Here is a 22655-nt window from a genome sequence, read left to right on the forward strand (position 1 = left end):
GCCGGGCGCCTTCCGCCTGCCAATAGTCGATATGCGATGTCATGAAGGCATCGACCGGCGTGCGGGCGCGGAGTTCCTGGACGAGGTGATCGCCAAAGGCATCGAGCCGGCTCCAGGCGCGCGCATAATCAGCAGCGCGATATTTCTGGTATTTGGTCTGGGCGCGCATCTCGGGCGGGCACCAGGCCTTCTGGACATGGCCAAGGAACTCGTTGTTGATGCATACCCAGTTCAGCGCCGTTCTTTTTTCAAGCTCGGCGATATCCTTGTTGAACAGCGGCCGGGTGAGCGCGACGACCGTCGGACGGCCCGGCACATAGTCGTCGAAATCCGCCCGGCCGACGATGAATTTCGCGGCAAAGCGCGGACCGGCGATGCGGCACGCGGTCACAAGTGCGGTGATCTTCAGCTTTTCGATGAACCGTCGTAGACGAGCATCCCATGGCAGATATTGCATTCCATTTCCTTAGCGTGCGGTATGAATAGTCGCCGGACATTGCCGTCCGCCGAGGCCGCGTTTCGAAAATTCCTTCGGCTCCCGAGGCGCGGCCTGCTCCTCGAAAACTGCAATCGATCGACGCGCGCCCTCGCCCCATTCCTTTTGGTGATCGCGGAAAACCAGCGCGACACGACAAGTTCATGTCGGAAGCGTTCATTCCTGAAACCGAAGTCGATTTTTGAGATTTGCTGGCGTGCGGAGCCGTAGCTGTCGAGTGAGTGAAGCTTAAAGCAAAGCAGAAGGCGGCTCTGTGCGGGCCGCCCGCTTCATCTCAGTCGATGCGCGCGGAGAATAGACACTTGAATACGTATTCATCGAGATTCAAGAGCAGCTCCTTGCCGTTTTCATCGCGAAACTGACAGAGATAGTCTCCGCATTTCGCATGTCGAACCAGACCGGTCTCGCCATCGATGTACTTCATGCCACCCTCCTCCCACTCGAATTGCGTATCAAGCGTATGGAGCCAGGCCGTGAAGTCATCGATCTCCATGCCGTTGACGCCACCATCGTGAGGAAGCGAGAACCACCCTTCGGTGGGGATTCTCATGCAGCAACCTTCAAGGTTTTTTGCTGCCAGCGTGAAGTTTCTTAGTTGGTTCATCTTTCAATTCCACCTAGTCTTTTGCGGCCTATCTCGAATTGAGGCCAGAGCCCTTTCTGGTGTCCATGCGCGATGCGCATGGATCGATCTTATTCAACTGCAACCGGTCTCGTTGTGATGCGCCGCCGCTGACGGAAGCCGGAATCCCGGGCCACTTGGTTGGTTAGCGTAGCTGACTGCATCCTTCAACCGCCTCATTTTAGCAAATCCCTAACGCCAATCGTCCATCCTGCGGCAAACCGCCAAGGGGCAGGACATGAACGAACTTCTCATCATCGCCGACCAGACGCTGATGGCCGAGCGGCAGGGCTGGCTCGCCGCGCTCGCCGAAGAGCGACGCCTTTCGGACAACACGCTCGAAGCCTATGAGCGCGACACGCGCCAGTTCCTCGCCTTCCTCACCGGGCATCTCGCCGCTCCGGCCCGGCTCAAGGATATCGGGGACCTGCGCCCGGCGGACCTGCGCGGGTTCCTGGCTGCCCGGCGCCGCGACGGTGCGGGCGCGCGCACGCTCGGCCGCGGCCTTGCCGGCCTTCGTTCGTTTCTGCGCCATCTTGAGCGCAAGGGGCTTGCCAATGCAGCGGGCGCCGCTGCCGTACGCTCGCCGAAACAGCCGAAATCGCTACCCAAGCCGCTCTCTGACCGGCAGGCCATCGCCGTCGTCGACGCCCATGAGCAACTAGCCGAGGAACCCTGGATCCGCGCGCGCAACGCCGCCGTTCTCGTCCTGCTCTACGGCTGCGGCCTGCGCATCTCCGAAGCCCTGTCGCTGACACCCGCCGATTTCGCCGGAAGCCCCACCTCGTTGCGCATCAACGGCAAGGGCGACAAGACGCGCATCGTGCCGCTGATCGCGGCGGCGCTATCGGGCGTCGAGGACTATATCAAGCTCTGCCCCATCCCGCTGACCGACGACAAGCCGCTCTTTCGCGGCGCGCGCGGCGGGCCATTGCAGCCGGCCATCATCCAGCGGGAGATGCAGAAGATGCGCGGCGCGCTCGGCCTGCCGGACAGCGCGACGCCCCACGCACTGCGCCACTCCTTCGCCACGCATCTTCTGGCCGGCGGCGGGGATCTTCGCACCATCCAGGAACTGCTCGGCCATGCCAGCCTTTCCACCACGCAGGTCTATACTGGCGTCGATTCGGCCCGGCTGCTCGAAATCTACGATCGCGCTCATCCGCGCGCCTGAGCCTTGTTGAGAGTGAGCCTCATTAAGAAATTGTGAGGCAGATCGGCATTAGGGTCCGCCCAAAATGCAGGGAGTTCGACCATGACAGTCCTTCTTCGAAAAAGCCGCCCGGTGCTGGCCGAACGGCTGGCCGATGCTGGCCTCTGGATTATCGCCGCCATCCATGTGCTGGTCGCGCTTTCCTTCCTCCTCGTGCTCGCGACGCTTTCACCGGCCCAGGCGCAGGAGCCACCGGCCTGCGGCGGCGAAAACCTGCTTGCGAAATTTGAGAAGGACGACCCGGCCGGCTTCGCGAGGCTGCGCGCCGAGGCGGACGCCGTGCCGAATGGCCGGGGCATCTTCTGGAAGATCGAAAAGGCCGGCCAGCCCGCGTCCTGGCTGCTCGGCACCATGCATGTGACGGACCCGCGTGTCCTCGCCATGCCACAAGCCGCCCGCTCCGCCTATGCCGACGCCGCGACGATCATCATCGAATCGGATGAGATCGCCGACGAGAAGAAGGCCAGCATGGCGATCATGGCCCGTCCGGACCTCACCATGTTCACGGACGGCAAGTCCATCACCGACTTCCTCGACAAGGAAGACGCGAAGACGCTGGCGGAAGGGCTGAAGAAACGCGGTCTTTCTCTCGCTGCCCTCGGCCGCATGAAGCCCTGGATGATCGCCAGCTTCATCGCGTTGCCGGCCTGCGAGATCGCCCGCAAATCGGCCGGCGCCGCCTTCCTCGACCAGCGCCTTGCCAGGGACGCCCTTTCGGACGGCAAGACGCTGAAGGGCCTCGAAACGCTGATCGAGCAGATTTCCGCCCTTGATTCACTCCCCGTCGAGCCGCAGGTCCAGGGCCTCGTGCAAACGGTGGAACTCGGCGATACGCTGGAGGACGTCATAGAGACGATGAGCCAGCTCTACCTTGCCGGCGATGTCGGCATGATCATGCCGATGACGCGCGCGGCAAGCCCCGAAACGAACGACGATGCCGCAGCCTATGCCGATTTCGAACAGCGCATCATCGTCGACCGCAACCACATCATGGCGGACCGTGCCGCGCCGGTCCTTGCCGGCGGCAATGTCTTCATGGCCGTCGGCGCACTGCACCTGCCCGGTCCGGAAGGCGTGGTCGAACTCCTGCGCAAGCAGGGCTTTTCGGTCACGGCGGTGAATTGACGATCCGCGCCCCGATTCCCGACAGCATCGTGCGCACGATCAGCTTGTGGAAGGGCATGACGGCGGCGAGATAGAGCCGGCCGATCAGATTGTTGCGGTGGACGAGCGTCATCACGCTCAGGGTCTGGCCACTCGGCCGGTCCTGCCGCACGTCGATGACGATGCGAAAATCGAGATGCCGGTCGTCGAAGCCGAGCACCACCCGGTCATCGCTGACGCTCACCACCGGAAAGCCGCCGATCTCGGTGTCGGAGGTCGCCACCTTTTCCGCCGCGCTCTTCAGGCCGAAGGGCGCGACGAGCGCGTTGCGCAGCACCATGAGCCTGCGCACCCAGCCCGGCGGATATTCGAGCGCAAGCCGCGCCGCCTCGCGTGCCGTGAGATTGTTGACGGGCAGGCCGAGCGTGAAGCGGTCCGCCCAGTCGGCGGCGGGCAGAAGCGGATGGGGGAGCGAGACGGGTCTCGACACGGGCGACATGGGAGCCTCCTTGTAGGCTCCCCCATGCTGCCTCTGTTCGGCCGTGGAAGACAGGCGGCCGGTTGTCGCAGCCGCCTGACAGGATCACATATGGATCGGCTTGAAGAAGGTTGCGAGGGCCGCTTCCTTGACGGCTTCCGACATGGTCGGGTGGGCGTGGCAGGTGCGGCCGAGGTCTTCGGAAGAACCGCCGAATTCCATCAGGACGGCCGCCTCGTGGATCATCTCGCCGGCGCCGAAGCCGACGATATGCACGCCGAGCACGCGGTCCGTCTCCTTGTCGGCGAGCACCTTCACGAAGCCGTCCGTCGCGACCATGGCGCGGGCGCGGCCGTTGGCGGTGAAGGGGAACTTGCCGGCCTTGTAGGCGACGCCCGCAGCCTTCAGTTCTTCTTCCGTCTTGCCGACGGAGGCGACTTCCGGCTGGGTGTAGACGACGCCCGGAATGACGTCATAGTTCACGTGACCGGCCTGGCCCGCGAGGATTTCGGCAAGCGCGACGCCCTCGTCTTCCGCCTTGTGGGCGAGCATCGGGCCGCGCACGACGTCGCCGATGGCATAGATGCCGGCAACGTTGGTCTGGAAGTGGTTGTCGATCTCGACACGGCCGCGGTTGTCGAGCGCGACGCCGGCTTCGGCAAGGCCGAGGCCTTCGGTGTAGGGCTTGCGGCCGGTCGCGATCAGCACGACATCGGCTTCGATCGTGGTGGCATCGCCGCCCTTGACCGGCTCGAAGGTCACCTTGGCGCCGGCACCCGCCTTCTCGACGCCCGTCACCTTGGCGCCGAGCTTGAACTCCATGCCCTGCTTGGCGAGCATGCGCTGGAACTGCTTGGAGACATCGCCGTCCATGCCGCCGAGGATCGCGTCGAGATATTCAACGACGGTGACCTTGGCGCCGAGGCGGGCCCAGACCGAGCCGAGCTCGAGGCCGATCACGCCGCCGCCGACGACGACGAGATGGGCAGGCACCTTTTCGAGCGCGATACCGCCCGTCGAGGAAACGATGACCTTCTCGTCGATATCGACCGGAACGCCCGGAATGCCGGCGACGTCGGAACCCGTGGCGATGACGATGTTCTTCGTCTCCAGAACCTGCTCTTCACCCTTGTCGTTGGTGACGGAGACCTTGCCCTGGCCGAGCACCTTGCCGGTGCCCTGGATGCCGTCGATCTTGTTCTTCTTGAAGAGGAAGGCGACACCGTCGACGTTCGACTTCACTGTCGCATCCTTGTGCGCCATCATCTTGGAAAGGTTCAGCGTCGGCTTCACACCCTCGATGCCGAGGACATCCATGCCATGGGCGGCGTGGTTGTACATTTCGGATGCGTGCAGCAGCGCCTTGGAGGGGATGCAGCCGACATTGAGGCAGGTGCCGCCATAGGTCGTGCGCTTTTCGACGACCGCGACCTTCAGGCCGAGCTGTGCCGCCTTGATGGCGCAGACATAGCCGCCGGGGCCGGAACCGATAACGATGAGATCATATGCCATGACAAAGTCCTTCCTGCGCGGGCCTAGCGGCCGCCGCTGACGTTGAGGGCGGCACCCGTCACATAGGATGCCGCATCGGAGAGAAGATAGAGAATGGATCGGGCGACTTCCTCGGCCGTGCCCGGCCGCTGCATCGGGATGAGCGATGCCATGTCGCGCGCACGGTCCGGGAGGCCCCCGGAGGCGTGGATTTCGGTATCGATGATGCCGGGGCGCACGAGATTGACGCGCACGCCCTCCGTCGCTACCTCGCGGGCAAGACCGATGGTGAAGCTTTCGATAGCGCCCTTGCTGGCGGCGTAGTCGACATATTGCCCCGCCGAGCCCAGCTGAGCCGCCACGGACGACATGTTGACGATCGAACCGCCGCTGCCGCCGTGGCGCGTCGACATGCGGCGCACCGCTTCCTGCGCACAGCGGATCGAGCCCATGACATTGACCGCGAACATCCGCTCCAGCCGCTCGGAGGACATTTCGTCCACCCGCTGCGGCAGCGCGACGATACCGGCATTGTTCACCAGCCCGTCCAGCCGGCCGAAGGTGCCGTCGATGGCCGAGAAGATCGAGGCGAGGCCGAGCTCGCTGCCGACATCGCCCTGAACGGCGATGGCCGAACCGCCGCCCGCGCGTATGTCCCCGACCACCGCCTCGGCGGCCGCAAGGTTGGAAACATAGTTCACCGCAACCTGCCAGCCGGCCGCGCCGGCCAGACGGCAGACGCTGGCGCCGATGCCACGGCTGCCGCCGGTGACGAGAAGAACGGGAGCCTCCGTCACGCCGCGCATCCTTTTCGCTTGAACTGGTCCCAGGGCACCACGCTCGCCTTGCCGGTGTCCCACAGGGTGGAGTAGCGCAGCGACGGGCCGAAGCCGGCAAGCAGCAGGTTCTCGGCCGCCTTGGCGCCCTCCTCGGGCAGGAGTGCGGCGTCACTGCCGTCAAGCGCGTAGATCACGCCTTCCCAGACCGTGCATGCGGCGATCTCCTCGCCGGTTACGTCCCCTTCCGGGCAATTGTACATGACCATGCCATTCGAGCGCACGGGATCGTCGCCGGGCATGACGATTCCGTCGAGCACCACGCCGCTTGCCAGAACCTTCAGCTTGAAATGATGGCTTGTCGCGGCCGCAGCGGAGCCGACGGGCTCGAAGGCCAGCTCGTAGCCGCCATCACGATCCGCATAGATCGCGCGGTCCTGCCTGCACTCCGCCGCTGAAGCGGCGGTTGCGGCAAGCAATCCGGCAAGGACGAGGGCGATGCGCATGGCTCAGTGCGCCTTTTCCGTGGCGAGCTTGATGCCGAGCGCGATGAAGACGAGGCCGCTCGCCCGGTCGATCCACTGGCTCGCCCGGCCGAAGGCGGCACGCATGCGCGGCGTCGTCATGAAGAGCGAGACGCTGACGAACCAGGCGATGAGGCATATGGCCATGACGAGGCCATAACCAAACTTGACGGCCATGGGCGTGTGTGCGCTGACGACCGTGGAAAAGATCGACAGGAAGAAGAAAACGGCCTTCGGGTTCAGTGCATTGGCCAGAAAACCGAGGCCGAAAGCGCGCAGCAGGGATTGCTCGCCCTTGCCCTCTTCGCCGTCCTTCACCGCCGCGACGGAAAGGTCGGCCTTGCTGGCGCGCAGCGCCTTGACGCCGATATAGACGAGATAGGCGACGCCGCACCACTTCACGATGTTGAAGAGGTAGATCGACTGGGAAATGATGAGGCCGAGGCCGAGGATCGTATAGGTGAGGTGAAACATCAGCGATGCGCCGATGCCGAAAGACGTGACGATCGCCGCACGCCGTCCATGCACGAGCGACTGGCGCATGACCATGGCCAGGTCCGCACCGGGCGAAACGATAGCGAAGGAGAAGATCGCCATCAGGGAAGCAAGCTCGAACAGATAGGGATGCATGTTTCCTCCGGCCGCGCCCCGCGCGGCACCACGATCAGAACACGAGCGCGACGAACATCATCATGAGGCCGACCCCCGCGCCAAGCCAGGCGAGCGACCGGATATAGGGAATGCCCGCAAGATAGAGCGGAATATAGGCAATGCGGAAGCCGAACCAAGTCCAGGCGCCCGCCAGCCCCAGTCCCTCGCCCTTTCCGGCAATCGCCAGGGCCAAAGCGAGCGCGACGAAGGCCGGATAGGTCTCGCGAAAATTCGTGGACGCCCGTTCAGCCCGCCCGGCAAGCGCGCCGGCCGGGCGTTTTCCCTCGTCCCGCGGACCGGCATTCCATGCCGATCCGAGTTCGCGTGTCGCCGTCATGCCCTGCAGCATGACGTGGACGAAGAGCAGCACGACGCTCCAGCCAACCAGCGCAAGCAGGGGGGATGCGAGTGCCGCCTCCATAGGAACCTCCCTTAGAGATCGAGAACGAGACGTTCCGGATCTTCCAGGCTGTCCTTGACGCGCACGAGGAAGGTCACCGCTTCCTTGCCGTCGACGATGCGGTGATCGTAGGAGAGCGCGAGATACATCATCGGACGGATGACGATCTGGCCGCCGACGACGACCGGACGCTCCTGGATCTTGTGCATGCCGAGGATGCCCGACTGCGGGGCATTGAGGATCGGCGAGGACATCAGCGAGCCGTAGACGCCACCGTTCGAGATGGTGAACGTGCCGCCCTGCATGTCGGCCATCGACAGCGCGCCGTCACGGGCGGCCTTTCCGAGGCGGCCGATTTCCTTCTCGATCTCGGCAATGCTCATCTGGTCGGCATCGCGCACGACCGGAACCACGAGACCCTTGTCCGTGCCGACGGCGACGCCGACATGGCAGTAGTTCTTGTAGATGATGTCGGTGCCGTCGATTTCGGCGTTGACCGCCGGCAGCTCCTTGAGCGCGTGGGTCACGGCCTTGGTGAAGAAGCCCATGAAGCCGAGCTTGACGCCGTGCTTCTTCTCGAAGAGATCCTTGTAGCGGCCGCGCAGGTCCATGACGGCCGACATGTCCACCTCGTTATAGGTGGTGAGCATGGCGGCAGAGTTCTGCGCATCCTTGAGACGCTTGGCGATCGTCTGGCGCAGGCGCGTCATCTTCACGCGCTCTTCGCGCGGCGCATCGGCCTCGGAGGAGGCCGGACGGGCGACAACCTTGACCGGCTCGGCGGCGGCGGCCGGCGTCGCGGTGATACCCTTGGCGACAGCGGCGATGACATCGCCCTTCAGCACCTGGCCACGCTTGCCGGAACCATCGACCTGATCGGCCGACAGGTTGCTTTCAGCAAGCAGCTTGGCGGCGGCCGGCGCGGCCGGCATGGCGGAGGAAGCAGCAGCAGGCTTGGCTTCGGCAGCCGGCGCAGCGGCAGCCTTCTCGGCCTTTTCGGCAGCGGCCGGCGCTGCGGCGCCCGCGGATGCGCTGGCGGAGATCTGGCCGAGCAGGCCGCCCGGCTCGACCGTATCACCGGCATTGGCCGTGATTTCCGACAGGACGCCGGAGGCCGGCGCCGGCACTTCGATCGTCACCTTGTCGGTTTCGAGCTCACAGAGCGGCTCGTCGGCCTTGACCGTGTCGCCGACCTTCTTGAACCAGGTGCCGATGGTTGCTTCGCTAACGGATTCGCCCAAAGTCGGGACGCGGATTTCGGTAGCCATGAGTTAAGTTCCGTTCGTTGATCTGTCGTTTAGGGAAGCCGGGCGGATCAACCGCCCAGCGCGTCCTCGAGGAAGGCAGCAAGCTGCGCGAGATGCTTGGACATCAGACCCGTTGCCGGCGAGGCTGCGGCCGGACGACCGGTGTAGCGCACGCGCTGATACTTGGCGTCGATATGGGCAAGAACCCATTCGAGGTAGGGGTCGATGAAGGCCCAGCCGCCCATGTTCTTGGGCTCTTCCTGGCACCACACCATCTCGGCATTGCGGAAGCGCGACAGCTCGTTGATCAGCGCCTTGGCCGGGAACGGATAGAGCTGTTCCAGGCGCAGCAGGTAGACGTCATCGATGCCGCGCTTTTCGCGCTCTTCCAGAAGGTCATAGTAGACCTTGCCCGAGCACATCACGACGCGGCGGATCTTGGCGTCCTTCTGCAGCTTGATCGGGCCGTCCTTGATGACCTCGGCGTCGTCCCACAGCAGGCGGTGGAACGAGCTTTCGCCCGCCAGTTCCGACAGCGAGGAGACCGCACGCTTGTGGCGCAGCAGGGACTTCGGCGTCATCATGATCAGCGGCTTGCGGAAGTCGCGCTTCACCTGACGGCGCAGGATGTGGAAGTAGTTCGCCGGCGTCGTGACGTTGGCGACCTGCATGTTGTCCTCGGCGCACATCTGCAGCCAGCGTTCGAGGCGGGCGGAGGAGTGCTCAGGGCCCTGGCCCTCATAGCCGTGCGGCAGCAGGCAGACGAGACCCGACATGCGCAGCCACTTGCGTTCACCCGACGAGATGAACTGGTCGAAGACGACCTGTGCGCCGTTGGCGAAGTCGCCGAACTGGGCTTCCCAGAGCGTCAGCGCGTTCGGACGGGCAAGCGAGTAGCCGTATTCGAAGCCGAGCACCGCCTCTTCCGAGAGCATCGAGTTGATGACCTCGTAGCGCGCCTGCGTCGGCGAGAGGTTGGCGAGCGGGATGTAGCGGTCTTCGGTCTCCTGATCGTAGAGGACCGTGTGGCGCTGCGAGAACGTGCCGCGTTCGCAATCCTGGCCGGAAAGGCGGATCTTCGTGCCTTCGACGCAGAGCGTACCGTAGGCAAGCGCTTCCGCCATCGCCCAGTCGATACCCTCGCCCGTCTCGATCATCTGCGCACGGTTGTCCATGAAGCGCTGGATGGTCTTGTGAGCCTTGAAACCCTCCGGAATGGTCGAGATCTTGCGACCGATTTCCTTCAGCTGCTTCATCGGCACGGACGTCTTGCCGCGACGCTGTTCGTCCTGGTTGTCGGCCGAGCGCAGGCCCGACCAGGCGCCGTCCAGCCAGTCGGCCTTGTTCGGCTTGTAGGACTGACCGGCCTCGAATTCCTGTTCGAGGTTGGCGCGCCAGTCAGCCTTCATCTTCTCGAATTCGCCCTCGCTGATGACGCCTTCGGCGATCAGGCGCGAAGCGTAGAGGTTCACGACCGTCTTGTGGGCGCGGATCGCCTTGTACATCTTCGGCTGGGTGAACGCGGGCTCGTCGCCTTCGTTATGGCCGAAGCGGCGATAGCAGAACATGTCGAGCACCACCGGCTTGTGGAACTTCATGCGGAATTCGGTCGCGATCTTGGCAGCGTAGGTCACCGCTTCCGGATCATCGCCGTTCACATGGAAGATCGGCGCCTCGATCATCTTCGCGACATCCGACGGATAGGGCGAGGAGCGCGAGAAGGCCGGATTCGTGGTGAAGCCGATCTGGTTGTTGATGATGACGTGGACCGTGCCGGCGACACGATGGCCGCGCAGGCCCGACAGGCCGAGGATTTCGGCCGTCACGCCCTGCCCGGCAAAGGCCGCGTCGCCGTGCAGAAGCAACGGCATGACCTGCGCCCGCTCGAACAGCGGAATGATGTCGCCCTCGAAGACCTTCGCCATCTGGTCCTGCTTGGCGCGGGCCTTGCCCATGACGACAGGGTTGACGATTTCCAGGTGCGAGGGGTTGGCGGTCAGCGACAGGTGCACCTTGTTGCCGTCGAACTCGCGGTCCGAGGAGGCGCCGAGGTGGTACTTCACGTCGCCCGAGCCTTCCACGTCGTCGGGCGCGTAGGAGCCGCCCTTGAACTCGTGGAAGACGGCGCGGTGGGGCTTGGCCATCACGTTTGTCAGAACGTTGAGGCGGCCACGGTGCGCCATGCCGAGCACGATTTCCTTGAGGCCGAGCTGGCCGCCGCGCTTGATGATCTGTTCGAGCGCCGGGATGAGCGCTTCACCACCGTCAAGGCCGAAGCGCTTGGTGCCCTTGTACTTGACGTCGATGAACTGCTCGAAGCCTTCCGCCTCGATCAGCTTCTGCAGGATCGCCTTCTTGCCTTCCGACGTGAAGTCGACGCCCTTGGCCGGGCCTTCGATGCGTTCCTGGATCCAGCCCTTTTCTTCCGGGTTGGAGATATGCATGAACTCGACGCCGATCGTCGAGCAATAGGTCCGCACGAGGATTTCGACCATCTCGCGCACGGTCGCGTATTCGAGGCCGAGCACGTTGTCGATGAAGATCTTGCGGTCGAGATCCTTCTCCTCGAAACCGTAGTTCGAGGGAGAAAGCTCGTTGTAGTCGTCAACCGGGTCGGCAAGGCCGAGCGGGTCGAGCTTGGCATGCAGGTGACCGCGGGCGCGGTAGGCGCGGATCATCATGATGGCGCGCACGCTGTCGCGCGTCGCCTGGTTGACCTCAGCCTGGTTGACCGGCGTGCCGGCCTGCACGGCAACGGCCTCGGCCTTCGCCTGCACCTTCTTCTCGATGACCTTTTCGACGACGCCCCAGTTGCCGTCGAGCGCCGAGACGAGTTCGCCTTGCGCGGCGATCGGCCAGTTCGCGCGCTTCCATGAGGCGCCCCTGGCGGCCTTCACGACATCGGAGGGCTGGTCCTCGAGGGCCTTGAAAAAGGCCTGCCATTCCTCGCCGACGGAGGCGGGATCCGCCTCGTACTTGGCGTAGAGCTGTTCGATATAGGCCGCGTTCGCTCCGTCGAGGAAGGACGTGGCCAGAAATTGTTCGTTGGCGTCTTGCCGTGCCATGGTGTCTTGCGGGCGCCGCGCCCGCCTCCCGAACGATCGTGTTGACCGGGCTTTCCCCGGCTTGCCGCCCGGCCGTGCTGTCCGCACGGGGCCGGAAAGTGAAGGACAGGCCGGCCTTTTCAGCCGGCCCGTCCCGTTTCGTATGTCAGCCCTTGAGGACTTCGACCAGGGTCTTGCCCAGACGTGCCGGCGACGGCGAAACGCGGATGCCCGCAGCTTCCATCGCAGCGATCTTGGATTCAGCATCACCCTTGCCGCCGGAAACGACAGCGCCGGCATGGCCCATGGTGCGGCCCTTCGGTGCCGTGCGGCCCGCGATGAAGCCGGCCATCGGCTTCCTGCGGCCTTTCTTGGCTTCGTCGATAAGGAACTGCGCCGCATCTTCTTCGGCCGAACCGCCGATTTCACCGATCATGATGATGGAGGTCGTGGCGTCGTCGGCCAGGAACATCTCGAGAATGTCGATGAATTCAGTGCCCTTGACCGGATCGCCGCCGATGCCGACAGCCGTCGTCTGGCCGAGGCCTTCGTTGGAGGTCTGGAAGACGGCTTCATAGGTCAGCGTGCCGGAGCGCGAGACGATACCGACCGAACCCTTGCGGAAGATCGAGCCCGGCATGATGCCGATCTTGCACTCTTCCGGCGTCAGGATGCCGGGGCAGTTCGGACCGAGCAGCCGCGACTTGGAACGGTCGAGGCGGGCCTTGACGCGGACCATGTCGGCAACCGGGATGCCTTCGGTGATGCAGGTGATGAAGGGGATCTCGGCGTCGATCGCCTCGATGATCGCGTCCGCGGCGCCTGCCGGCGGAACGTAGATCACGGATGCGTCCGCACCGGTCTTTTCCTTGCCTTCGGCAACCGAGGAGAAGATCGGCAGGCTTTCGCCCTTCGAGCCGGTCCAGGTTTCGCCACCCTTCTTCGGGTGGATGCCGCCGACCATTTGCGTGCCGTAGTAGGCCAGCGCTTGTTCGGTATGGAAGGAACCGGTCTTGCCGGTCAGGCCCTGAACGAGGACCTTGGTGTTCTTGTTGACGAGAATCGACATTAGGTCAGGTCCTTCAGTTAGCCGTTGATCGCGGCGACGATCTTCTTGGCGGCGTCGTCCAGATCGTCGGCGGCGGTGATCGCCAGACCGGATTCGTTCAGGATCTTCTTGCCAAGCTCGACATTCGTGCCTTCGAGGCGAACGACCAGCGGAACCTTGAGACCGACTTCCTGCACGGCAGCAACGACGCCCTCGGCGATGACATCGCACTTCATGATGCCGCCGAAGATGTTGACGAGGATGCCCTCGACCTTCGGGTCCGCCGTGATGATCTTGAAGGCCGCAGCGACCTTCTCCTTGCCGGCGCCGCCGCCGACGTCACAGAAGTTCGCCGGCTCCTTGCCGTAGAGCTTGATGATATCCATCGTCGCCATGGCAAGACCGGCGCCGTTGACCATGCAGCCGATATTGCCGTCGAGCGCCACATAGGCGAGATCCCACTTGGAGGCCTCGATTTCCTTGGCGTCTTCTTCCGTTTCGTCACGCAGCGCCTTGATGTCGTCGTGGCGGAACAGCGCGTTGCCGTCGAACGAGACCTTGGCGTCGAGAACGCGCACGCGGCCGTTCTTCATGACGATCAGCGGGTTGATCTCGAGCAGGCTCATGTCCTTCTCGACAAAGGCCTTGTAGAGGATCGGGAACAGCTTCTCGCCATCAGCCTTGGCTTCGCCTTCGAGCTTGAGTGCCGAGGTCAGCGCAGCCAGGTCGGCGGCGGTGACGCCGGCTTCCGGGTTGATCGCGACGGTGACGATCTTTTCCGGCGTGTCATGCGCGACGGCCTCGATGTCCATGCCGCCTTCGGTGGAGACCACGAAGGCTACCTGGCCGACGGAGCGGTCGACGAGCAGCGAGAGGTAGAGTTCGCGCTCGATGTCGGCGCCGTCTTCGATATAGAGGCGGTTCACCTGCTTGCCGGCTTCGCCGGTCTGCGCGGTCACGAGCGTGTTGCCGAGCATGTCCTTGGCATGAGCCTTGGCTTCGTCGATCGAGAAGGCAAGACGCACGCCGCCCTTGGCGTCGGGGCCGAGTTCCTTGAACTTGCCCTTGCCGCGGCCACCGGCGTGAATCTGGCTCTTGACCACGTAGAGCGGGCCGGGAAGCGCCTTGGCAGCAGCTTCCGCCTCGTCGGCGGAGAAGATGGCAACGCCTTCGGCGACCGGTGCGCCAAAGCTCTTGAGCAGAGCCTTGGCCTGATATTCATGAATGTTCATGGGAAAGATCCTGTCTGGATACCGAACTACTTCAGCGAAGGCGCGATGTTGATGCAGGCTTCGCAAAGACCCGCAACGGCACCGACCGACTTTTCGAAGGCTTCCTGTTCGGCCTTGTTGAATTCCACCTCGATGATGCGCTCGACGCCACCTTCACCGATGATCGTGGGAACGCCCACATACATGTCCTTCACGCCGTACTGGCCGGAAAGGTAGGCCGCGCAGGGCAGGACGCGCTTCTTGTCCTTGAGGTAGGATTCGGCCATTTCGATTGCCGAGGCAGCCGGCGCGTAATAGGCCGAGCCGGTCTTCAGCAGGCCGACGATCTCGGCGCCGCCGTCACGGGTGCGCTGAATGATTTCCTCGAGGCGCTCCTTGGTGACCCAGCCCATCTTGACGAGGTCGGTGAGCGGAATGCCGCCGACGGTCGAGTAGCGGGCGAGCGGCACCATCGTGTCGCCATGGCCGCCGAGAACGAAAGCGGTGACGTCCTGGACGGAAACCTTGAATTCCTCGGAGAGGAAGAGGCGGAAGCGGGCCGAGTCCAGCACGCCGGCCATGCCGACGACCATGTTCTTCGGCAGGCCCGAGAACTTCTGCAGCGCCCATACCATCGCGTCGAGCGGGTTGGTGATGCAGATCACGAAGGCGTTCGGGGCATACTTCTTGATGCCGGCGCCGACCTGTTCCATGACCTTGAGGTTGATGCCGAGCAGGTCGTCGCGGCTCATGCCCGGCTTGCGGGCGACGCCGGCGGTGACGATGCAGACGTCCGCGCCTTCGATGGCGGCGTAGTCGCTCGCACCCGTCAGCGAGGCGTTGAAGCCTTCAACCGGCGCGGACTGGGCGATATCGAGGCCCTTGCCCTGCGGAATGCCGTCGGCGATGTCGAAGAGGACGATGTCGCCCAGTTCCTTCAGGCCGGCCAGATGCGCCAGCGTGCCACCGATCATTCCAGAACCAATAAGTGCGATCTTCTTGCGGGCCATGAAAGCTTCCTCTTGCTCCGATCAACGGTCCCTCATGTCGCAATTGCGGGACCTTTCGGCGCAAGGACTTACGCTGACTAGGTAAAAAATTCAATACATACTTTTGGACTGAAGTATTTCAATCGGTTAGATATAAAAATTGTTACGTAAACGTAAGAATTTCCGTCACGCTTCCGTCACGTTTCACCATATCGCGCCTGATGATCGGCAAGATATTCGGTGCTGCGGATCTCGATAAGGCGCGAGACCGTGCGATCGAATTCAAAGCCTTCCGTACCCTTGCGGGTGACGAGCAGGTTTTCCGGCGCGGCGGCGGCGGACGCGAAAAGGCGCGCGCGATGATCGTAGATCGTATCGACGAGATTGATGAAGCGCTTGGTCTCGTTGCGCTTTTCAGCCCCGAGAAGGGGTACGTGGTCAATGAACAGCGTGTCGTAGTGCGACAGGATCTGGAGATAGTCGGCGGCGCCCAGCGGCCGCGCGCACAGGTCGGCAAAGGAGAAGCGCGCAACGCGCCCCGCCGCCCGCGGCACCGCGATGCTGCGCCCGCGGAAGGAAATCGTCTCAGTGCCGACGGTCCTGCCCGCTGTCTCCCGCCGCCAGGCCGCATCCATCGCCATGTCGGCCTCATCGCCCAGCGGGTGACGGAACACCGGCAGGCCGCTGTCCTTCTCCAGGCGGTAGTCCGTCATGGAATCGAGGGGCATGATCTCGACATGCCGCTTCAGCAGATCGACGAAAGGCAGGAAGAGGCCGCGATTGAGACCATCCTTGTAGAGATTGTCCGGCTCGACATTCGACGTCGCCACGAGGATGCAGCCGCGCTGGAACAGCTCGCCGAAGAGGCGCGACAGGATCATCGCATCGGCAATGTCCGTCACCGAAAACTCGTCGAAGCAGAGAAGCCGCGCCTCTTCGATCAGGCTCGCGGCGACCGGCGGCACCGGATCGGCCTGCTTCGTTTCGCCCGCCTTCAGCTTCTGCCGGTGCTTGTGGATGCGCTCGTGCACATCCGCCATGAATTCATGGAAATGCGCCCGCCGCTTGCGCTTGATGGGCGCCAGCTCGAAGAACATGTCCATGAGCATGGTCTTGCCGCGCCCGACGCCGCCATGAATGTAGAGCCCCTTCGGGACGCTTGCGGTCTCGGGCTTGCGGGAGGCGAAGAGCCAGCCGAGCGCGCTCGATTTACGCGCCGGGCGCTGGGCGTGGACCTCGACGAGCAGACGATCGAACCGCGCCGCCATCGCCTTCTGGGCCGGGTCGGGCTTCAGTTCACCGCTTGCGACAAGGGCCGCGAGCTTGTCCAAGACGCCACGGTCCGAATGCGTCGCAACCCTGTCCCAGTCCTTGGCCATGGGCGGAAAATATCCGTATCTGTTTCAGGAAAGCCGGATCAGCGCGAGAGGCTGACGGGCTGGCCGGAATTGGTCGAGCCGTCAAAGCGGGAATCCGCCGTCTTGTAGAGACGCGCGATCGGATTGCCGCCGCGATCCTTCAGGACGACCTGCTTGCCGGCAACTTCCCAGGAGCCCATCGCGGTCAATTCGCCCGCGCAACCGCGCGTGCCGCCACGCGAGCCGCCGCCAAGATTGGTGAGCGTCAGGAACATGTCGCAAGAGGACGGGCCGCTTGCCACGCGCCAGTTGCCGACCATGGCTTCCTTCTTGACGTCGAGCGCGCTTGCCGCGGCAGCATCACCCGCGCCGCCGACACCGGTCGCCATCGCCGTATCGGTCGCCGGCTTGTCCGGGAACTGGCCACTCGTATTGGTGGTCGGATCGGGAAGCTGGCTGGACGAAACAGTGCCGATCGGCTGGGCTTCGAGCGGCGTGATGTTCTGCCGCGTGTTCACGCTGTCCATCGACGCAGTCCGCTGGCAACCAGCCAGAGCAAGCGCCATCATCAGTCCGCCCGCTACATGTACAATCCGCATGTCGATACTCCCGATATCTGCCGATACTGCTGCTGTGCAACAATTCCCGCCGAATTAACGTGAATCGCCCGCACGAATCAAGGTGGAACGGCCCGATTTGCCGAACCGCCACCTCACGTTTCGTAAACGGTGCTTATCTAGGTCAGAGACGGCGCTCGACCAGCATCTTCTTGATCTCGCCGATTGCTTTGGCCGGATTAAGGCCCTTCGGGCAGGCCTGGGCGCAATTCATGATCGTGTGGCAGCGATAGAGGCGGAAGGGATCCTCGAGATTGTCGAGGCGTTCGCCCTTGGCTTCATCGCGGCTGTCGATCAGCCAGCGGTAGGCCTGGAGCAGGACGGCCGGGCCGAGATAACGGTCGCCGTTCCACCAGTAGCTCGGACAGGAAGTCGAGCAGCAGGCGCACAGGATGCACTCGTAGAGGCCGTCGAGCTTCAGACGATCCTCGTGGCTCTGCTTCCATTCCTTGGCGGGCGTCGGCGACACGGTCTTCAGCCACGGTTCGATCGAACGGTGCTGGGCGTAGAAGTTCGTCAGGTCCGGAACAAGGTCCTTGACCACCGGCAGATGCGGCAGCGGATAGACCTTCACGGTGCCCTTCACCTCGTCCAGCCCCTTGGTGCAGGCGAGCGTGTTGGTGCCGTCGATGTTCATGGCGCAGGAGCCGCAGATGCCTTCGCGGCAGGAGCGGCGCAGCGTCAGCGTCGGATCGATGTTGTTCTTGATGTAGAGCAGCGCGTCCAGAACCATCGGGCCGCAATCGTCGACATCGATGGTGAACGTGTCGATCGACGGGTTCTTCCCGTCGTCCGGGTTCCAGCGATAGATGCGCAGCTCGCGGGTGTTCGTGGCGCCGGCCGGCTTCGGCCAGACCTTGCCCTCGGTCATCTGCGAGTTCTTCGGGAGAGCGAGTTCAACCATGTCCTGTTCTCCTCGGGATCAGTAGACGCGCGCCTTGGGTTCGATCTTCTTGGGATCGATCCCGTCCGCGATGAGGTCGGTATGCACCGGGCGATAGTCGAGCTTCACGTCGCCCGCCTCGTTCACCCAGGCGAGCGTGTGCTTGCGCCAGTTGACGTCGTCGCGGCCACCAAGCGGGCCGGTCGCATAGTCCTCGCGGGCATGCGAACCGCGGCTTTCCTTGCGGGCCTCGGCGCCATAGACGGTCGTGATGGCGTTGGCCATCAGGTTTTCCAGTTCCAGCGTCTCGACGAGGTCGGAATTCCAGATCATCGAGCGGTCGGTGACCTTGACGTCCGGCATTTCCTGCCAGATCGCCGTCATGCGCTTGCAGCCGCTTTCCAGCGATTCCTGCGTGCGGAACACGGCCGCGTCTTCCTGCATGGTGCGCTGCATCTTGTCGCGCAGGATTGCCGTCGGCGTACCGCCATTGGCATTCCGCAGGCGGTCGAAGCGGTCCATGATCTTGTCGCAGGCAGCGATGTCCAGCGCGGGGACGGCGCCTTCGCGGTCGATCACCTGGCCGGCGCGGATCGCAGCGGCGCGGCCGAAGACCACGAGGTCGATCAGCGAGTTGGAGCCGAGGCGGTTTGCACCGTGCACCGAGGCGCAGCCGGCTTCGCCGACCGCCATCAGGCCGGGCGCGATGCGCTCCGGGTTCTGGCTGTCTGCATTCAGCACTTCGCCCCAATAGTTCGTCGGAACGCCGCCCATATTGTAGTGAACGGTCGGCAGGACCGGGATCGGCTCGCGCGTCACGTCGACGCCGGCAAAAATCTTCGCGCTCTCGGAAATGCCGGGCAGGCGCTCGTGCAGAACGCCCGGATCGAGATGGTCGAGATGCAGGTAGATGTGGTCTTTGTTCTTGCCGACGCCGCGGCCTTCGCGGATTTCCATCGTCATGCAGCGCGAGACGACGTCGCGCGAGGCAAGGTCCTTGGCCGACGGCGCATAGCGCTCCATGAAGCGCTCGCCTTCGGAGTTGACGAGATAACCGCCCTCCCCGCGTGCGCCCTCGGTGATGAGGCAGCCGGCGCCGTAGATGCCGGTCGGGTGGAACTGGACGAATTCCATGTCCTGCAACGGCAGGCCGGCGCGAGCGACCATGCCGCCGCCATCGCCCGTGCAGGTATGCGCCGAGGTGGCGGAGAAATAGGCGCGGCCGTAGCCGCCGGTCGCCAGCACCACCATCTTAGCGGAGAAGCGATGGATCGTGCCGTCATCGAGGTTCCAGGCGACGACACCGGTGCAGCGGCCATCGGCCGACATGATCAGGTCGAGCGCGAAATATTCGATGAAGAATTCCGCATTGTTGCGCAGCGACTGGCCATAGAGCGTGTGCAGGATGGCGTGACCGGTCCGGTCTGCGGCGGCGCAGGTGCGCTGCACCGGCGGGCCTTCGCCGTAGTTCTGCATGTGGCCGCCGAACGGGCGCTGGTAGATCTTGCCTTCCTCGTTGCGCGAGAAGGGCACGCCGTAGTGCTCCAGTTCATAGACCGCCTTCGGCGCTTCCATGGCGAGATACTGCATGGCGTCGACGTCGCCGAGCCAGTCGGAGCCCTTGACGGTGTCGTAGAGGTGCCACTGCCACGAGTCCGGCGTCATGTTCTGCAACGAGGCCGCGATGCCGCCCTGGGCGGCAACGGTGTGCGAACGCGTCGGGAAAACCTTGGTGATGCAGGCCGTCTTGAGGCCCTGCTCGGCCATGCCGAGCGTTGCACGCAGACCCGCGCCGCCGGCGCCCACGACGATCACGTCGAAGGAATGGTCCACATAGTTATAGGCCTTGCCGTTGGCCGCCGGGGAGGAGATCGCTGCCATGATGGATTATCCTGCGAAAGCGATTTTGAGGACGGCGAAAAGACAGAGCCCGCCGACCAGGATCGCGAAGAAGGTGTTGAGCATGAGAAGGCCGATCTTCACGCCTTCGGCGTGCACGTAGTCCTCGATGACGACCTGCATGCCGAGCTTCATGTGAATGAGGCCGGAAATGACGACGAGGCCCATGAGGACGGCGACGATCGGATGCGACAGGGCGGCCGTCACTTCAGCGAAGGAGGCGCCATTGTAGCAGATGAGGAAACCGACGAAGAAAAGCAGAAGCGGAACGTTGGCGACGGCCGTCAGGCGCTGGCGCCAGAAATGCTCCGTGCCGTCCTTTGCCGAACCGAGGCCGCGAACCTTGCCGAGGGGCGTGCGCATATCCATGGGAACTCTCCTCAGCGGGCCAGGTAGCCGACGACCCAGACCAGCACCGTCAGGGCGACGGAAACGACCGGAGTTGCAAGCGCAAGTTTCGTGGAAAAGTGCTTGTCGTAGCCGCGACCCATGTCCCACATGAAGTGGCGAAGGCCGCCGAGCATGTGCTGCATCAGCGCCCAGGTATAGCCGAAGAGGACGAGACGGCCGACCAGCGTGCCGAAAAACCAGTTGACCCAATCGAAATAGGCCTCACCAGAGGCGGCGGCGATCAGCCACCAGGCAACCAGAACGGTGCCGAAATAGAGCGCGATACCGGTAATGCGGTGCACGATGGACATGACCATCGTCGGGATCGGCTTATAGACTTGGAGATGCGGCGAGAGCGGCCGGCTTCGAGTGACATTCGCCATCTGAACCTCACGGAACCCCGGAGAGCCAAAACTGGACAGAATTTCTCCGGAATTGCAGTATGTTGTGCACAATGCAGTGATTGCGACGTTTAATCACCGGAAAGCGGAACCACAAGCCTCATTGCAGTGCAAAATGAATTTAATCGATTAGAGGATGCAGCCGAATTGCACCATCGCGGCACGCTCCGCCCGCGTTAACCACAGTCGTGGAATCCATAAGCAAATCCGTGACTTTCGCCCTCACCTGCCCCATCTTAACGTTAAGGATTTGTTAAGCGTAATGCGGAAGGCAGGACAGAATGACTCTGTTATCAGCGCTCCGTGCGACCAAAGTCATAGGGCTGGCGGTCGTGCTTGTCGCAGGCGGCATGACGGCCGCCGACGCCCGTGACGGCTGGCAGCCCCGCCATCACGGCCACCATTCACGACACAAGCTGCTCCCGACCCTCGAGCGGGAAGGCCATGGCGGCGGACTGAGCACCCGGCTTCGCTACAGCAGAAGCGATCGCGAATACGCGCAAGGCGGTGGCAATTTCTACGGCGGCGCGATTGCAGCCTATCGCGACGGTGGAAACGGCACCTACTTTTATATCGACAATGACGGCGCAATCGAACGGCCCGGCCGGACGGCGAAGCGCGAGCGTAGCGGGCCGAAGATCATCATCGTGACGCCGGGGCTCAGCGGCTGCTCATGGGAAGCCGGCGTCTGCGTCATTCGCCCCGGTCTTTAACGGACGCAAACCGCCAGACCGTCGTCTTCTTCACTTCGCTATCTTCCAGCGCGCGGGTCACCGGCACCGTATAGGTGGCAAGCGCCTCCATGCGTTCGCGCGGGCAATAGGCCCGGCCGGGATCGCCGACGAGCACCGTGGCGCCGCGCGCGGCCAGCACCGTGAACCACGGAATGATCCCATCGGCAAAGGCACGATCGTAGAAGACGTCGCCCGCAAGCACCACGTCCCAGCCCGCATCGCGGCCGACAAGATCCTCGGCCGTATAGTCGACCGTAACGCCGTTGAGCGCGCCGTTCAGCCGGATCGCCGTTTCGCTCCAGGGATCGATATCCGCGGCAAGCACTGCGGAAGCGCCGGACCGGCTTGCCGCGATGCCGACAAGGCCGGAACCGCCGGCGAAATCCAGCACCGACTTCCCCGCGACCAGCGCCGGATGATCGAGCACATGGCGGGCAAGCCCCTGCCCGCCTGCCCAGGCGAAGGCCCAGAAGGGCGGCGGCAACCCGATTTCCTCCAGTTCCTCTTCGGTCTTCAGCCAAAGCGCATGCGCATCGGTGGCCAGCCTCAGCCTGACCTCCGGCACATGCGGCGGCGACAGCACGTCCGTGTTGTCGCGAATGAAGGCTTCCGGCTCGGTTTTCACGGGCTTTTCCGGAACTGCTCTAACGCGGCGGGTTGTCGAGGCCAGCCATGCGGCAGACTTCGAGCCACTCGTCCTCCGTCACGGGCTGCACCGAAAGGCGCATGGAGGTGACGAGCGCCATGTTGGCGAGCTTCGGGTTGGCCTTGACGTCCTTCAGGGATACCGGGCGCGGCACATCGCACACGGCGCGGATGTCGACGCACTCCCAGCGCGGATCAGCACCGGCGGTCGTGTCGGGATGCGACAGCGCGCAGACCTCCGTGATGCCGACGACTTCCAGCCCTTCGTTGGAGTGGTAGAAGAAGCCCTTGTCGCCGATCTGCATGGCCCGCATGTTGTTGCGCGCCTGGTAATTGCGCACGCCGTCCCATTCCTCGCCGGCCTCGCCCTTCGACTTGAGCATTTCCCAGGAGAACTTGAAGGGTTCGGACTTGTAGAGCCAGTATGCCATGGA

At 63.6% G+C, this 22655-nt stretch carries 24 protein-coding genes; 3 read left to right on the forward strand and 21 right to left on the reverse strand.

Features of this window, described 5'->3' with window-relative positions; translation table 11 throughout:
- Positions 1-457 (reverse strand): hypothetical protein (locus WA950_RS20680; RefSeq protein WP_424553624.1); only part of this gene is annotated, 457 nt, incomplete at its 3' end.
- A gap of 313 nt (positions 458-770) precedes the next feature.
- Positions 771-1100: a hypothetical protein gene (locus WA950_RS20685; protein WP_424553625.1), complete on the reverse strand. Its 330-nt coding sequence runs from the start codon at positions 1098-1100 to the stop codon at positions 771-773.
- 256 nt (positions 1101-1356) lie between these two features.
- On the opposite strand from WA950_RS20685, the gene WA950_RS20690 reads away from it, so the two are divergent.
- Together WA950_RS20690 and WA950_RS20695 are read left to right on the forward strand one after the other, a co-directional pair.
- Positions 1357-2292, forward strand: coding sequence for a tyrosine recombinase XerC (locus WA950_RS20690; RefSeq protein ID WP_424553626.1), 936 nt, complete (start codon positions 1357-1359; stop codon positions 2290-2292).
- An 81-nt stretch (positions 2293-2373) separates the two neighbouring features.
- Positions 2374-3456: a TraB/GumN family protein gene (locus tag WA950_RS20695; RefSeq protein WP_424553627.1), complete on the forward strand. Its 1083-nt coding sequence runs from the start codon at positions 2374-2376 to the stop codon at positions 3454-3456.
- Here WA950_RS20695 and WA950_RS20700 read toward each other — a convergent pair.
- The 17 genes from WA950_RS20700 to sdhC all read right to left on the reverse strand — a co-directional run bounded on the left by WA950_RS20700 (position 3440) and on the right by sdhC (position 20824).
- Positions 3440-3934: a DUF2867 domain-containing protein gene (locus tag WA950_RS20700; protein WP_424553628.1), complete on the reverse strand. Its 495-nt coding sequence runs from the start codon at positions 3932-3934 to the stop codon at positions 3440-3442. The genes WA950_RS20695 and WA950_RS20700 overlap by 17 nt on opposite strands.
- An 84-nt stretch (positions 3935-4018) precedes the next feature.
- Positions 4019-5425: a dihydrolipoyl dehydrogenase gene (lpdA, locus tag WA950_RS20705; protein WP_424553629.1), complete on the reverse strand. Its 1407-nt coding sequence runs from the start codon at positions 5423-5425 to the stop codon at positions 4019-4021.
- Positions 5426-5448: 23 nt separating this feature from the next.
- Positions 5449-6210 (reverse strand): SDR family oxidoreductase, encoded by a 762-nt coding sequence (locus tag WA950_RS20710; protein WP_424553630.1) that lies wholly within the window; start codon positions 6208-6210, stop codon positions 5449-5451.
- On the reverse strand, positions 6198-6686 hold the full coding sequence (locus tag WA950_RS20715) for a hypothetical protein (protein WP_424553631.1): 489 nt from the start codon (positions 6684-6686) through the stop codon (positions 6198-6200). The genes WA950_RS20710 and WA950_RS20715 overlap by 13 nt, the downstream gene beginning before the upstream one ends.
- A 3-nt stretch (positions 6687-6689) precedes the next feature.
- A complete protein-coding gene (locus WA950_RS20720) occupies positions 6690-7334 on the reverse strand; it encodes a LysE family translocator (protein ID WP_424553632.1) in 645 nt (214 codons plus the stop codon).
- 34 nt (positions 7335-7368) lie between these two features.
- Positions 7369-7776, reverse strand: coding sequence for an MAPEG family protein (locus tag WA950_RS20725; protein WP_424553633.1), 408 nt, complete (start codon positions 7774-7776; stop codon positions 7369-7371).
- A gap of 11 nt (positions 7777-7787) precedes the next feature.
- Positions 7788-9023, reverse strand: a complete 1236-nt coding sequence (gene odhB, locus WA950_RS20730) for a 2-oxoglutarate dehydrogenase complex dihydrolipoyllysine-residue succinyltransferase (RefSeq protein WP_424553634.1) — start codon at positions 9021-9023, stop codon at positions 7788-7790.
- 47 nt (positions 9024-9070) lie between these two features.
- Entirely contained in the window at positions 9071-12067 is a 2997-nt protein-coding gene (locus WA950_RS20735; RefSeq protein ID WP_424553635.1) for a 2-oxoglutarate dehydrogenase E1 component, read from the reverse strand.
- Between the two features lie 145 nt (positions 12068-12212).
- A complete protein-coding gene (gene sucD / locus WA950_RS20740) occupies positions 12213-13115 on the reverse strand; it encodes a succinate--CoA ligase subunit alpha (protein WP_424553636.1) in 903 nt (300 codons plus the stop codon).
- Positions 13116-13132: 17 nt separating this feature from the next.
- Entirely contained in the window at positions 13133-14326 is a 1194-nt protein-coding gene (sucC, locus tag WA950_RS20745; protein WP_424553637.1) for an ADP-forming succinate--CoA ligase subunit beta, read from the reverse strand.
- Between the two features lie 26 nt (positions 14327-14352).
- Positions 14353-15315, reverse strand: coding sequence for a malate dehydrogenase (mdh, locus tag WA950_RS20750; protein ID WP_424553638.1), 963 nt, complete (start codon positions 15313-15315; stop codon positions 14353-14355).
- A gap of 176 nt (positions 15316-15491) precedes the next feature.
- Complete coding sequence (gene zapE / locus WA950_RS20755; RefSeq protein WP_424553639.1) at positions 15492-16673, reverse strand: cell division protein ZapE; 1182 nt, start codon at positions 16671-16673, stop codon at positions 15492-15494.
- Between the two features lie 38 nt (positions 16674-16711).
- Positions 16712-17251: a protease inhibitor Inh/omp19 family protein gene (locus tag WA950_RS20760; protein WP_424553640.1), complete on the reverse strand. Its 540-nt coding sequence runs from the start codon at positions 17249-17251 to the stop codon at positions 16712-16714.
- A 142-nt stretch (positions 17252-17393) separates the two neighbouring features.
- Positions 17394-18173: a succinate dehydrogenase iron-sulfur subunit gene (locus WA950_RS20765; RefSeq protein WP_424553641.1), complete on the reverse strand. Its 780-nt coding sequence runs from the start codon at positions 18171-18173 to the stop codon at positions 17394-17396.
- 18 nt (positions 18174-18191) lie between these two features.
- A complete protein-coding gene (gene sdhA / locus WA950_RS20770) occupies positions 18192-20033 on the reverse strand; it encodes a succinate dehydrogenase flavoprotein subunit (protein ID WP_424553642.1) in 1842 nt (613 codons plus the stop codon).
- A gap of 6 nt (positions 20034-20039) precedes the next feature.
- Entirely contained in the window at positions 20040-20420 is a 381-nt protein-coding gene (sdhD, locus tag WA950_RS20775) for a succinate dehydrogenase, hydrophobic membrane anchor protein (protein WP_424553643.1), read from the reverse strand.
- Positions 20421-20431: 11 nt separating this feature from the next.
- Positions 20432-20824: a succinate dehydrogenase, cytochrome b556 subunit gene (gene sdhC / locus WA950_RS20780; protein ID WP_424553644.1), complete on the reverse strand. Its 393-nt coding sequence runs from the start codon at positions 20822-20824 to the stop codon at positions 20432-20434.
- A gap of 299 nt (positions 20825-21123) precedes the next feature.
- Here sdhC and WA950_RS20785 point away from each other — a divergent pair, with 299 nt between their 5' ends.
- The gene (locus tag WA950_RS20785) at positions 21124-21555 is read left to right on the forward strand and encodes a hypothetical protein (protein ID WP_424553645.1); all 432 of its coding nucleotides are present in this window, start codon (positions 21124-21126) and stop codon (positions 21553-21555) included.
- On the opposite strand, the gene WA950_RS20790 is transcribed toward WA950_RS20785, so the two are convergent.
- Positions 21536-22201, reverse strand: a complete 666-nt coding sequence (locus WA950_RS20790; protein ID WP_424553646.1) for a class I SAM-dependent methyltransferase — start codon at positions 22199-22201, stop codon at positions 21536-21538. The two genes, WA950_RS20785 and WA950_RS20790, sit on opposite strands and share 20 nt — an antisense overlap.
- A 19-nt stretch (positions 22202-22220) precedes the next feature.
- The gene (locus tag WA950_RS20795; protein WP_424553647.1) at positions 22221-22652 is read right to left on the reverse strand and encodes an EVE domain-containing protein; all 432 of its coding nucleotides are present in this window, start codon (positions 22650-22652) and stop codon (positions 22221-22223) included.
- Between the last annotated feature and the right edge of the window lie 3 nt (positions 22653-22655).

It is taken from the genome of Shinella sp., assembly GCF_049651085.1.
GTDB lineage: Bacteria > Pseudomonadota > Alphaproteobacteria > Rhizobiales > Rhizobiaceae > Shinella.

What these genes read in the sequence shown, in the direction of transcription:
- WA950_RS20685 (WP_424553625.1), bottom strand. Translation starts at nt 1,100, where the DNA reads ATGAACCAACTAAGAAACTTCACGCTGGCAGCAAAAAACCTTGAAGGT.
- WA950_RS20690 (WP_424553626.1), top strand. Translation starts at nt 1,357, where the DNA reads ATGAACGAACTTCTCATCATCGCCGACCAGACGCTGATGGCCGAGCGG.
- WA950_RS20695 (WP_424553627.1), top strand. Translation starts at nt 2,374, where the DNA reads ATGACAGTCCTTCTTCGAAAAAGCCGCCCGGTGCTGGCCGAACGGCTG.
- WA950_RS20700 (WP_424553628.1), bottom strand. Translation starts at nt 3,934, where the DNA reads ATGTCGCCCGTGTCGAGACCCGTCTCGCTCCCCCATCCGCTTCTGCCC.
- lpdA (WP_424553629.1), bottom strand. Translation starts at nt 5,425, where the DNA reads ATGGCATATGATCTCATCGTTATCGGTTCCGGCCCCGGCGGCTATGTC.
- WA950_RS20710 (WP_424553630.1), bottom strand. Translation starts at nt 6,210, where the DNA reads ATGCGCGGCGTGACGGAGGCTCCCGTTCTTCTCGTCACCGGCGGCAGC.
- WA950_RS20715 (WP_424553631.1), bottom strand. Translation starts at nt 6,686, where the DNA reads ATGCGCATCGCCCTCGTCCTTGCCGGATTGCTTGCCGCAACCGCCGCT.
- WA950_RS20720 (WP_424553632.1), bottom strand. Translation starts at nt 7,334, where the DNA reads ATGCATCCCTATCTGTTCGAGCTTGCTTCCCTGATGGCGATCTTCTCC.
- WA950_RS20725 (WP_424553633.1), bottom strand. Translation starts at nt 7,776, where the DNA reads ATGGAGGCGGCACTCGCATCCCCCCTGCTTGCGCTGGTTGGCTGGAGC.
- odhB (WP_424553634.1), bottom strand. Translation starts at nt 9,023, where the DNA reads ATGGCTACCGAAATCCGCGTCCCGACTTTGGGCGAATCCGTTAGCGAA.
- WA950_RS20735 (WP_424553635.1), bottom strand. Translation starts at nt 12,067, where the DNA reads ATGGCACGGCAAGACGCCAACGAACAATTTCTGGCCACGTCCTTCCTC.
- sucD (WP_424553636.1), bottom strand. Translation starts at nt 13,115, where the DNA reads ATGTCGATTCTCGTCAACAAGAACACCAAGGTCCTCGTTCAGGGCCTG.
- sucC (WP_424553637.1), bottom strand. Translation starts at nt 14,326, where the DNA reads ATGAACATTCATGAATATCAGGCCAAGGCTCTGCTCAAGAGCTTTGGC.
- mdh (WP_424553638.1), bottom strand. Translation starts at nt 15,315, where the DNA reads ATGGCCCGCAAGAAGATCGCACTTATTGGTTCTGGAATGATCGGTGGC.
- zapE (WP_424553639.1), bottom strand. Translation starts at nt 16,673, where the DNA reads ATGGCCAAGGACTGGGACAGGGTTGCGACGCATTCGGACCGTGGCGTC.
- WA950_RS20760 (WP_424553640.1), bottom strand. Translation starts at nt 17,251, where the DNA reads ATGCGGATTGTACATGTAGCGGGCGGACTGATGATGGCGCTTGCTCTG.
- WA950_RS20765 (WP_424553641.1), bottom strand. Translation starts at nt 18,173, where the DNA reads ATGGTTGAACTCGCTCTCCCGAAGAACTCGCAGATGACCGAGGGCAAG.
- sdhA (WP_424553642.1), bottom strand. Translation starts at nt 20,033, where the DNA reads ATGGCAGCGATCTCCTCCCCGGCGGCCAACGGCAAGGCCTATAACTAT.
- sdhD (WP_424553643.1), bottom strand. Translation starts at nt 20,420, where the DNA reads ATGGATATGCGCACGCCCCTCGGCAAGGTTCGCGGCCTCGGTTCGGCA.
- sdhC (WP_424553644.1), bottom strand. Translation starts at nt 20,824, where the DNA reads ATGGCGAATGTCACTCGAAGCCGGCCGCTCTCGCCGCATCTCCAAGTC.
- WA950_RS20785 (WP_424553645.1), top strand. Translation starts at nt 21,124, where the DNA reads ATGACTCTGTTATCAGCGCTCCGTGCGACCAAAGTCATAGGGCTGGCG.
- WA950_RS20795 (WP_424553647.1), bottom strand. Translation starts at nt 22,652, where the DNA reads ATGGCATACTGGCTCTACAAGTCCGAACCCTTCAAGTTCTCCTGGGAA.